This window comes from Massilibacteroides sp., from assembly GCF_028705895.1.
In the GTDB taxonomy this organism is placed as follows: domain Bacteria; phylum Bacteroidota; class Bacteroidia; order Bacteroidales; family Tannerellaceae; genus Massilibacteroides.
Map to the genome: position 1 here is coordinate 16782 of NZ_JAQWCQ010000028.1, position 11697 is coordinate 28478.

The following is an 11697-nucleotide window of genomic DNA, read 5'->3' on the forward strand; positions in this document are numbered from 1 at the left end:
TTCTATCCAGTTTTCCATCATTCTTTAGTTTCTTCTTGTTTGGTCGTTTCCCTTTTCGATAGTGTCTTCATCCAGGATATAAAAAACAGGTTTGCTTGTTCCTGATACCCACTCTTCGTGTAGTGGATTCTGTCTCGCCCTAAATATCCTCCATTATACCATTTCTTATATGACTCTCTTCCGCCACTTGCACCAAATAAATCCCAATAAGCTATATTTTCTTGTTTGGCCTGATTTCTAATTGCCGAAGCTGCTTTCTGAGTGTTTGTATTGCGTACATAGGTTCTTTTTTTGTTCACTCTTATTCGTTTATAGCATTCGGGCGGAGTCGTGAGTACTATTTTTGTATTGGGTATATACAGTCTTACCATATGTAGAAATTCCCGGATTTGTTGGCGGAATTCTCTTTCATTAAAGCAAGTGCCGAACGTTTCATTCGTTCCTAAGGATACGATTAGCAAATCCGGTTTAAGTACAGCCAAACGTTGCATGAAGTCGTGGTCGGTATAGTTTACATACATTGCTCCGTTGACTCCGATTGCATGGTATAAAATGCCCGGATTACTGTTTGACAGGCTGAAACCATAATAGATATTAGAAAAGGCAGATTCCGGTAATAGCGTGTCGGTTCCCGGTTTACGGCGTGTGCTATGCAATTGAAACATATCCGTTTGTTTCGATATTCTGAATGTATCCGTAACCAATCGAGGGGCTAATGTTTCGATACTGCGGGATGTTGTGACAAATTCTTTGAGTGATCCGGCCGGTAACATCGGAGTGGACTTATCTCCTCTGTATAGCACCGCTTGGTTAAATTCATAACCTGCTCCATTGTTCGGTGCAATGACTATGTCGAAATTTACAGAAGAGGATATCGTCTTAATCCCGATTCCACCTGGCCCTATCGGTGTTTTTTTCTGTCTCTGTATGATTCTTCCGGCAATCCATTCTTTAGCGGAAGAACGTAAGAAATAATCATCCGGTTCGTTTGTGCGGGTTAATTTAAAAGGGCTAATCCAACCACGTCCGGCATTGCCGAATTGTTGTTGTAATAAACGCATCATTCTTCCGCTGAAATGTCCCGCCTGTATATGGGAATCTCCAAGATGCACGATTGTCAATAACGTGTCTTTGCCGGAGCTTAACTCATCAATTACCTTGAAAACGGGTTCAAGATGGTTCGTTTCATCTTTTATCTCTAATAAGGAGTCAATAGCAAAACTTAACGTTACTCTTATTGTATCAGCTGGCTTTATAACCGTTTTGTTTTCGAACAGAAGAGGAGGTGTGAGCAGTGATTGCGCCCCCATCTTTCTATATGGTAAACATAAAACGATCAGACAAAGCAGAAAAAACAACGTACTACTAATGTAAGGATTCTTCAGCTTCATCATAAAATTCTTTTTCTAATAATAATGCATCAAATAATGCTTTTGCAATTTCTCTCCCTCCACGAAAACTTAAATGCGTATAATCTTTACTTGCCCAATTATTTTCTACGTATCGTGTCATACTATTTACTCCTCCCATCGCTCCGAATGTATTCCAGAATGTGATGCCTGTTCTTTTTGCCGTTTGCCGTTGAGCATGTAATAGTGCAAGTACGGCCGGCATCGTTTCGAATGAATCCTCTGTCTGATAAGCTCTGTCGGATACTCCCATGAGCAATATATCTGCATCAGGGAAACAAGCCTGCATATGTTTAACTACTTCGGTCATGCCTGATCTGTACCATCCATAATTTAAAACTTCTTCGCTCACCACATTCAGCCCGTATTGAAGAATGATTAAATCGTAAGGGCGTATGTCTGAAAAATCATGACACAACTCTATATTCAGACGATCAAGTATTAATCCTGAATTTCCCCTTAACGAATAATTGTCAACAACAATACCCTCATCTTCCTCTAAAGCAGTTCCAAATACTTGTGTATCTGTTCCCCCTGAGAATACAAAAGTTCCTTGATTGAAGTCTTTCTTTATTTCAATACAGGCTGGAGATGCCTTTGCCGGTAATGTTTTTATAACTGTATCCGGATTTATATCAGTTACGTACTTTATTGAACCCGGAGTCATTCCCGAATAGTAAAATTTTAACAAAGGAACATTTGATAAGTCCGGATATTTCTCTGCCTTTTTTATCGTTAATGATGCATTATGGCCAGGATTAAAAAGCATTCCTGAAAGCATAAATGCGTGAGTTGTATCTTTTAATAACGAATATGACTTCCAGCCTTCAGCCTTTTGATTAATCGTAGGACGGAACTGATCCGTAACGGTAAAAACAGGAACAAAGCCGACACCTTGTCCGCCGAATTTTTTCTGCAAAGCCGCTCTCAGGTCTGCTACAAGGATATCTCCTTCAATAAAAGAATCTCCCAACACGGCAATTCGTACAGGCCGTTTAAGAGTCTTTCGCTTGTTGAGTGCCGAAAAGAAACGATTAAGTCCTAAATGACCGATAGAATAGTCTTCGATATGGGTTCCTAAAGAATCTGCACCATCAGCAGTATAAATTGTTTTATATAAAGAATCTCTTAGCGCTAAGTTTGCAGAGTCTATTTTTAGAGAAAGAGAAAGTGTATCCGGGTTTTCTATACTATCCGGGATCGTATCCTGCTCTTCAAGTTGTTTAATCAAAGAATCTAAAGATAGAGGTTCCGGTTTTATTCGTATATCTGATAATAAATCAACTTTTTTTAATTGATGCCCCCATATTGTTTCGGGCAGCCAGTATAAACTTATTCCTCCCAATAAGGTGATAAATAATAAGATAAGTAATCTCCCGAAGTTATTCTCTTTGTTCATCTCAGTTTGATCTTGGATGCAAAGATACGTATTCATAAATATTTTTTATCTCTATATTATAGGATTTAGAAAACAAAACAAAAAGATGGTTTGTTACATTAGTAGAAATTCAAAAATACAATCTATATGATAGCACTTATAGCAAGTATATTTTTATTACTATCAACAAATAATGAAATAATAAGTAAAAAGGAGAATGTTATGAAATTCGAATTAGTAAAATTACCTTATGAGACCAATGGGTTAGAACCTGTAATCAGTAAACAAACAATTGAATTACATCATGGCAAACACCTGCAAGCCTATGTAAACAATTTAAACAATCTTATCCCGGGAACAAAGTTCGAGAATGCAGATATTGAAACAATAATTCGTGAGTCTGATGGCGCTATTTTTAATAATGCAGGACAAGTACTTAACCACGATTTATATTTTACTCAATTCTCTCCGAAAGGGGGAGGAGAACCTACCGGTAAATTAGCTGAAGCTATTAATGCTACTTGGGGTTCTTTTGAGAAGTTCAAATCTGAATTCGAGGCTGCAGGTGTTTCTCTGTTTGGTTCCGGTTGGGCATGGCTTGCAAAAGATAAAGATGGAAAATTAGTGATTACCAAAGAAGCCAATGGTAGTAATCCTGTGAAGAACGGGTTAACTCCAATACTTGGTTTCGATGTTTGGGAGCACTCATACTATCTGGACTACCAAAACCGTCGTGCAGACCATATCAAAGCACTATGGCAGATCATTGACTGGGAAGTAGTAGGTAAAAGATATTAAGAAATAGAATAGAGTTAAGTTTTTAGTTATTTAGTTGGAGAGAGTATCTGTTTGCAAGATACTCTCTCTCTTTTTTGGGGGGAGACGCGCTGCCGTGCGCCTCCGTAATTATTTACAATCCACTGAAGTCAACTTCTTCAAATGCCAATGACGGCACTTTCCAGCTGGACGACGGACGCGGATCGTTTCCTACTTCCAGTAAATTGCTCCATAACGTTAACATATTCCCTGTGATGTTCATCTCAGAAATAGGCTGAGTCAGTTTTCCGTTTTCAATCAGGAATCCTTCCACACCGTAGGAGAAATCTCCAGTGGTGCTGTTGCTGTTACCGCCATTGAATCCCGTAATCAGAATTCCTTTTGACGTAGCAGCCACTAATGCGTCTGTATCTTTGTTACCCATATTTAGCGAAAGAATAGACGGACCGCTGATGGTTGGCTGTACTTCCATTTTGTTCGCACTGTAGGTGTCGATATAATATGTTTTCAAGAAACCGGCATCAAATACGGAAAGTTCTTTGGTGGCAACCCCTTCTCCGTCAAAATAACGTGCACCCGGCGATTTCTTCAGATGAGGCGTATCAGTTATCACTAATTTATCGCTTACTATTTTCTGATCTAATTTATCAATCAAAAAAGAATTCTTCTGCTGGATTGCCGATCCATAAATAGCGTTGATCAGAGGGGAGAGTAAACGCGATGAGTTCATATTGTCCACGATCATCGTATATTTGCCTGAGGCAACCTTTTTCTGTCCTAATTTGCGGATAACACGTTCAAGGGCTTTCACGCCGATTCCTTTTTTTATCAGGCTGTCATAAAATAATGTAGAATCATACCAGTAGGAAGAAGGACGTGCATCGCCTTCGCCTTTAATACTGACACTTGCTACCAAAGAAAATGACGAAGAGGAACTTTCTCCTTCAAAACCGTTGCTCGCTACCATATAACGGAATGACGTGTCATCACCATATGAGGATTCAGCAGAGATAATCCGATCGTCTTTACCCATTACTTCCTCACAGGTATTCATGGCAAGGCTCACCTTGTCGTCCGGATTTACATTTTCTGCTTTTGGATCATATAATTCCAGATCCGGTTGGCCTCCTTTATAATATAATGAAGCATCCGGCAACGTGCGCGCCTTATCCTCTGCCAGATAACGGGTAGAATCAATGCCGTTCTTAATAAAACTCTCCAGTTCCTTTTTGTCTATACGGTTTGTGGAGAAAGAACCATAACGTCCGTCAACGAATAGATGGATAACTAAACTACTTTCAGACGCTTGCTGCAATTTGTCTATTTTCATATTGCGCACCTCAAGTGAGCTGCTTGATCCATTATAAAGACTAACCCTTGATGCCTGGCATCCGTTTTTCAGGGCAAAGTCCATTGCCCATTGTGCTAATTTTTTATTCTCGTTCGTTATCATATCAGCTTTCTCCTCCTACTGTAAGTTTGCTAACTAAGGCAGAGGGCATGCCACAGGTAACCGGACAAGATTGTCCGTCTTTTCCACAAGTCCAAGTGCCGTTATCCATTTTATAATTATTACCAACCATCGTTATATCCGCCAAAGCTTTTGGCCCGTTACCGATAATGTTGATATCTTTTATTGGTTGAGTTAGTTTTCCGTTTTCAATAAGGTAACCATCTTTAACGAAGAATGTAAAATCACCGGCACCAATCTGAACCTGTCCGTTGGTGAAACTGGAGGCATATATGCCTTTTTTTACAGTAGAGATTATCTCTTCTTCAGTTACGTTACCTGCTTCCATATAGGTTGCGCGCATACGTGGTATAGGCATCATGCGGAAAGACTCACGACGTCCGTTTCCGGTGGACTCAATTCCATAGTGCTTTGCGCTAAGACGGTCGTGCAGATAACTGGTAAGTATTCCTTCTTTTACAATGTACGTTTTTTGTCCATCAATCCCTTCGTCGTCAATATTTACCGAACCGCGATTAAACGGAATCGTTCCGTCGTCAACAACATTGATATGTTCGTTACACACTTTTTTATTCAACTGATCCGCAAAAATAGATGTGTTCTTTCTGTTGAAATCAGCTTCAAAAGCATGTCCGATCGCTTCATGCAATAAAATACCCGAACCTCCGGCACCCATTACTACAGGCATCTCCCCACCTTTCGGTTTGATTGCCTGGAAGAGGATAGATGTTTTTTCGATGGCCTCCTTTGCTATTTCATTGATTACCTCGTCAGACAAAAACTCAGCTCCCATACGGAATGAACGGGCTGCATAAGAGTTCTCAATCTTTCCGTTTTCTTCCATAATGCAAACCGCACCCAATGTTACCATCGGACGATAGTCATAATACATTTGTCCTTCGGAATTGCAAAAGAAAATATGAGACGTAGAATCACCCAATGAGGCACTAACTTTGTTCACTCTTTTGTCGAGTTCGAAAATTTTGTCATTCAATTTTTGCAGATAAGGCATTTTCTCCTTTACAGCTATCTCGTCCCAAGCCGTCTGAACTGTATAGTAATTGTTTGTTACAGGCGTTTCCGTCAGATTTATTGCGGTGTTGTTTTTACTTCCATTCGCAATTCTGGCAGCCGTGCGAGCTGCTTTCAGCATTTCATCTAACGTGATGCTTTCAACGTAAGCATACCCTGTCTGATCTCCTGATAAAACACGAACACCCATCCCGAAATCGATATTAGATGCCGCGCGATTTACCGCACCGTCTTGCAGCCCGATGCTATTTCTATAAGTGTGTTCGAAAAACAGATCGGCATAATCGCCTCCCTTTTCGAGTGCCGCAGTAAGTACTTTCTTCAAATCCTGCTCACTCACACCAAAATGATTCTGAGCAAAAGAGATACCGGCTACTTTATCGGCTGCGCCACCGGTACAACTTCCTAAAAAGGAAGGAGCAGCCAATGAACCGATCATAACCATACCTCCTGTTTTAATAAAATCTCGTCTGTTAAACTTCATATTTTGAATCTCTGTTATAATGATCTATTTTGTTTCAGCCACTCCATAATGTTGGCCGGTGCACGTTTAGCCATTAGTTCTTTTTTCATAAAGTCCATGTATGGCGCTACATGATTAAAGAATTGCTTATAGCCTTTGCACAAGTAATTCAACCCGAATTCACCGTCTGGTGTGTAAAGAAAACGATTTTTCGGACATTCTCCGTTACACGCAAAAAGAAATTCACATTCTTTACATTGACGGGGTAGTTTGTCGTGTTTATCCTGGCCGAATTTGATTTGTTCGGGGCTGTACATCATTTCTGTAATAGATTTTGTACGTATGTTTCCTAACTTATATTCCGGAAATACGTAGTGATCACAAGAATATACATCACCGTTGAATTCCATAACACCGGCATGTCCGCAAGTTTTTGCGAGGGTGCAAATTCCCGGTTGTTCTCCCACCCAGTTGGCCAATGTAGAATCAAACAGTTGGATGTAAAAAGTACCTACATCTTTTCTTACCCATTCGTCAAATATGGTACACAGGAAAGTGCCCCATTGTTCCGCCGAAACCGAGAAAGGAGCCAGTTCTATCTGTTTGTTCTGTTCTTCAGGGGTGGTCAGTCGTATTTTGGGATTGCTTTTATTTATTCGTTCAACAATCGGTGCAAATTGTATATAATGACAATCTATTTCTTTGAAAAAATTATAAAAGTCCAACGGGTAATCTGCGTTGTAATCATTTACTACAGCCATGCCATTATATTCGACCTGATGCTTCTTCAACAGCTCAATCCCTTTCATGACTTTATAAAACGAAGGCAAACCCTGTTTGTTTCTTCTGTATTCATCATGAAACTCCTGCGGACCGTCAATTGAAATTCCGACTAAGAAATTGTTTTCTTTAAAAAAACGACACCATTCATCCGTCAGCAAGGTTCCGTTAGTCTGTATGCAATTATCAATCTGCCGACCTCGGCTATACTTGCGTTGTAGTTCAATCGCCTTTTTGTAGAAAGACAAAGGACGCATCAGTGTCTCCCCGCCGTGCCATGTGAAAAGTATTTCGTTTGTAGTCTGGCATTCAATATATTCCTTAATGAACTTTTCCAATAGTTCATCCGTCAGAATATGATTTTTAACTTCAGGATAAAAACCGGCTTTTTCAAGATAATAACAATACTCACAAGCCAGATTACATACTGAACCAATCGGCTTCAACATAACATAGACTGGTTTTGCAAAAGGAGAAATGACTGTATTTTTCATGAATGAACCTTGTTTGAGGCAAAAATACAAAAAATGGCTTAACTTCTCTTCATTTATCTGACTAACCAGCAGTAGTATATTATGCCGTAATATATACTATTGTATAGCCAATAATTAATCAACTAAAAACAAGGTTTGATTACCTGAAAAAAGGCTGTTTTTTAGGTGTTGAAAATCAACTAAAAAATAGGGGTAAAAATATAAAGGTTATTTTTCCAATTATAAAGGATATTTTTGCAAAAATATCCTTTATAATTTTTTATGCAATAGAATGAATAAAAAATGAGATTTGTTGGCGCTACATTTTAGGAATAATACAACCGTAGAGTTTTATCTTTTGGCCGCCGTCAAAAGATAAAACTCTACGATGTTAGGGAAAGATCATCCCGATATTTTTAAGATATCAGGTCGTCTTTTTAATCCAAAGCTTTGTAAGGTAAGTTGTATAATTCAGCTACAGGTTGGAATACCACCTCTCCTTTAATTATGTTTAAGCCTGAGGCCAAACCCTTGTCCTCCTTGCAGGCTTCTTTCCATCCTTTGTTTGCCAATGTGATAACATAAGGAAGAGTCGCATGCGTCAAAGCTAAAGTAGAGGTCTTGGGAACGGCTCCGGGTATATTGGCAACACAATAATGAATTACATCGTCCACTTCGTATGTGGGTTCAGCATGTGTGGTCGGATGAGAAGTTTCGAAACAACCACCCTGATCAATGGCTACGTCAACCATTACGCTTCCTTTTTTCAGTAATTTCAACATGGGTTTCGTGATCACGTATGGTGCTTTGTCACCGGGAATAAGCACGGCTCCGATTACTAAATCCGTTGACGGTAATTCTTGCTCAATATTATGCATTGAAGAGAAAAGAGTGTTGATATTAGCCGGCATAACTTCACTTAAATAACGAAGTCTTGCTAAGGACACATCTGCTATTGTCACATTTGCTCCTGAGCCTGCAGCCATAAGCGCTGCGTGATAACCTACTATTCCTCCGCCAAGCACTAATACCTTTGCGGGTTTAACTCCCGGTACGCCGCCCAACAGAATACCTTTGCCTCCCTGAGGCTTTTCAAGAAAACGGGCTCCTTCCTGAATTGCCATACGTCCGGCTACTTCACTCATCGGGATAAGTAAGGGGAGCTTACCGTTTATGTCTTTGACAGTCTCATAGGCCAGACAAATCGCTTTGCTCTTGATCATGGCGTGGGTTAATTTTTCGTCAGATGCGAAATGAAAATACGTAAATAATAGTTGACCTTCACGAATAAGAGGATATTCGGGAGCAATCGGCTCTTTTACTTTTACAATCATTTCAGCAATGTTATAGACTTCTTCAATCGTAGGCAGAATTTTGGCTCCTGCTTTTTCGTAATCAGAATCGGGAAATCCACTGTTTTCTCCGGCTGTATGCTGAATATAAACTGTGTGACCATAGTTGATTAACTCTTTTGTGCCTGCTGGTGTAAGTGCCACCCGGTTCTCGTTGTTTTTGATTTCTTTGGGTACTCCGATAATCATAGATATTCTTATTTATTAAGTGTATTTATGCATGCAAAGTAGAAAAATATTTTTCTTGCTGTTTTTGATCTACCTATGTTTATTAAAAGACAAAAGAACTTTGTATCAATTTAAAACATATCACTGCATTTATTCTTTGTTTTTATATTATCTTCGCTCTATAAAATATCATTTTACACACAGGATGGAAATAGTCATAATTATTGGATTGATTCTATTAAACGGACTTCTCTCAATGTCGGAAATTGCCCTTGTTTCGGCACGTAAATCTAAATTAGAACTTGAAGCTAAAAAAGGAGGGAAGGCGGCACAATCTGCTTTGCAACTGATGAGTAAACCGGATACGTTTTTTTCTACTATTCAGATTGGAATTACCTTAATTGGTATTCTGACGGGGTTGTATTCCGGTGAAGCCTTTGCGTACGATCTGGCAGAAAGCTTGAAACAAATACCTGTTTTTGAGCCTTATGCCTTGCTTGTTTCGAAAACATTGATTGTTATTATTGTAACGTATGCCACGTTAATACTTGGGGAGCTTGTTCCAAAACGAGTGGGGATGGGAAAGTCTGAACAAATAGCTAAAATCATGTCCAGACCGATGTCTTTTCTTTCGGTAATAACTTCTCCTTTTGTTTGGTTCCTTTCTGTCAGTACAAACTTTGTGTTGAGTGTGCTCGGGATGAAGACTATGGATGATAGTAAAGTGACGGAAGAGGAAATAAAAGCTATTGTGAAAGAAGGCCTGGATGATGGCGAAGTTCAGGAAGTTGAGCAAGATATTGTAGAACGCGTGTTCAATCTTGGTGATCGCAATATCGGAACGATTATGACGCATAGAGCTGATTTAGTGTGGTTGGACGTTTCAGATTCTCAGGAATCAATCAAGGAAAAGGTGAAAGAACACTTATTTAATACGTATCCCGTTGCTTCTGATAAATTCGATAATATAATGGGAGTTGTATATCTGAAAGATCTTTTCTTGAAACTTGACTCCCCTGATTTTTCCCTTGCACAGGTAATCAGGCCTGCACAATTTCTGCCGGAGAATCTGAGTGTGTATAATGCGTTGGAACAATTCAAACAGGCTCGTGTAAAATATGGATTAGTTACCGATGAGTTCGGTGGTATTCAAGGGATCGTAACCCTTAAAGATATTATGGAAGCTTTGATCGGGCAATTACCGGAACTTGGAGAAGAATTAGAGATCGTTCAGCGGGAGGATGGAACATGGTTGGTTGATGGTCAGTTTTCTTTTTATGACTTTCTGGACTATTTTGAAATGGAAGATCTCTATGCCGAACATGATTATAATACTTTGGCCGGTTTGATTCTGGAACAACTGGAGCGAGTGCCGAGAACAGGTGAACGTCTGACATGGCTGAATTTTGAATTTGAAATTGTCGATATGGATGGAGTGCGTATCGACAAGGTATTGGTAAAAAAAATAGATAAAGAAAATGAGTAGAATCTATATATTGTTATTTGTACATTAAGTATTTACATCTTCCTGTATAATGTACGATAATAAATGTTCAGATATATAAGGTGTTATCATTGTTGAATAACACCTTTTTTTTGTTGCATGTTTTAAAATAATGTGTTTATATTTGTGTCCTTCATTAGAAGATGGTACAATGAAAACACAAAAAATAAATACAGAAATTCTTTATCCGCACGTCTCTGTGGACTGTGTGTTGTTGAGTATTGTTGATGATAAACTCTGTGTTTTGTTAGCCGAACTTACGCGTGAGAATGATGTTAAGGGATTTAAATTACCCGGAAGTTTGATTTATGAGACGGAAGATTTAGATCAGGCCGCATCACGTATCTTGAAAGAATCTACCGGATTAACCCGTATTCCTCTGAAACAATTCAAAAGCTTTGGCGACCCGGCACGTACGACGAATAAAGATGATGTGCATTGGTTGGAGAATGCTTCAAAACTAAAAGTCGGGAGGATCGTTACTGTGGCTTATCTGGCTCTCTGTAAGGTGAGAAAACGACAGAATACGAATGAAAAATATAATACCGCTCATTGGATGCCCGTAGATGAACTTCCACGGTTGCTGTTTGACCACGAACATATTATAAAAGCGGCAGTACAGGAAATAAGACGTTGGGTGGATCGTGAACCTAAGATTGTCTTTGATTACCTGCCGGCTAAATTTACGGCAACAGAACTGCGCCGTACATACGAACTTATATATAATAAGAAATTTGATGTGCGTAATTTCCACAAGAAAATGAATTCATTTGGTTATATCGTTGCCACAGATGAAATGGAAGAGGGGGTGCCTCATCGTTCGGCTCGCTTTTATTCTTTTGATAAAGTGAAGTACAAGAAGATTTATGCAAAATTGAGTAATAACTAAC

At 39.2% G+C, this 11697-nt stretch carries 9 protein-coding genes; 3 read left to right on the top strand and 6 right to left on the bottom strand.

The features are described from left to right. Nucleotides 1-17: 17 nt before the first annotated feature. Nucleotides 18-1394, bottom strand: coding sequence for a GDSL-type esterase/lipase family protein (locus PHT93_RS08555; protein WP_300241808.1), 1377 nt, complete (start codon nucleotides 1392-1394; stop codon nucleotides 18-20). Next, nucleotides 1366-2808 carry a hypothetical protein gene (locus PHT93_RS08560; protein ID WP_300241810.1) on the bottom strand — a complete coding sequence of 481 codons (1443 nt, stop codon included), beginning with the start codon at nucleotides 2806-2808 and terminating at the stop codon, nucleotides 1366-1368. The genes PHT93_RS08555 and PHT93_RS08560 overlap by 29 nt, the downstream gene beginning before the upstream one ends. A gap of 126 nt (nucleotides 2809-2934) precedes the next feature. Between PHT93_RS08560 and PHT93_RS08565 the strand changes: the two genes are divergently transcribed. Continuing rightward, nucleotides 2935-3585, top strand: a complete 651-nt coding sequence (locus tag PHT93_RS08565; RefSeq protein ID WP_300241812.1) for a superoxide dismutase — start codon at nucleotides 2935-2937, stop codon at nucleotides 3583-3585. Between the two features lie 112 nt (nucleotides 3586-3697). Here PHT93_RS08565 and PHT93_RS08570 read toward each other — a convergent pair whose 3' ends face one another. From PHT93_RS08570 to ald, 4 genes are all read right to left on the bottom strand, one after another. Next, complete coding sequence (locus tag PHT93_RS08570) at nucleotides 3698-5017, bottom strand: TldD/PmbA family protein (RefSeq protein WP_300241814.1); 1320 nt, start codon at nucleotides 5015-5017, stop codon at nucleotides 3698-3700. A gap of 1 nt (nucleotide 5018) precedes the next feature. Beyond that, nucleotides 5019-6551 (bottom strand): metallopeptidase TldD-related protein, encoded by a 1533-nt coding sequence (locus PHT93_RS08575; protein WP_300241816.1) that lies wholly within the window; start codon nucleotides 6549-6551, stop codon nucleotides 5019-5021. A 14-nt stretch (nucleotides 6552-6565) separates the two neighbouring features. Next, nucleotides 6566-7804, bottom strand: coding sequence for an anaerobic sulfatase-maturation protein (locus PHT93_RS08580; protein WP_300241817.1), 1239 nt, complete (start codon nucleotides 7802-7804; stop codon nucleotides 6566-6568). 416 nt (nucleotides 7805-8220) lie between these two features. Continuing rightward, entirely contained in the window at nucleotides 8221-9324 is a 1104-nt protein-coding gene (ald, locus tag PHT93_RS08585; RefSeq protein ID WP_300241819.1) for an alanine dehydrogenase, read from the bottom strand. Nucleotides 9325-9508: 184 nt separating this feature from the next. Here ald and PHT93_RS08590 point away from each other — a divergent pair, with 184 nt between their 5' ends. Together PHT93_RS08590 and PHT93_RS08595 are read left to right on the top strand one after the other, a co-directional pair. Further along, nucleotides 9509-10789 (top strand): hemolysin family protein, encoded by a 1281-nt coding sequence (locus tag PHT93_RS08590; protein WP_300241821.1) that lies wholly within the window; start codon nucleotides 9509-9511, stop codon nucleotides 10787-10789. Nucleotides 10790-10958: 169 nt separating this feature from the next. Further along, a complete protein-coding gene (locus PHT93_RS08595; RefSeq protein ID WP_300241823.1) occupies nucleotides 10959-11696 on the top strand; it encodes an NUDIX domain-containing protein in 738 nt (245 codons plus the stop codon). Nucleotide 11697 lies beyond the last annotated feature (1 nt).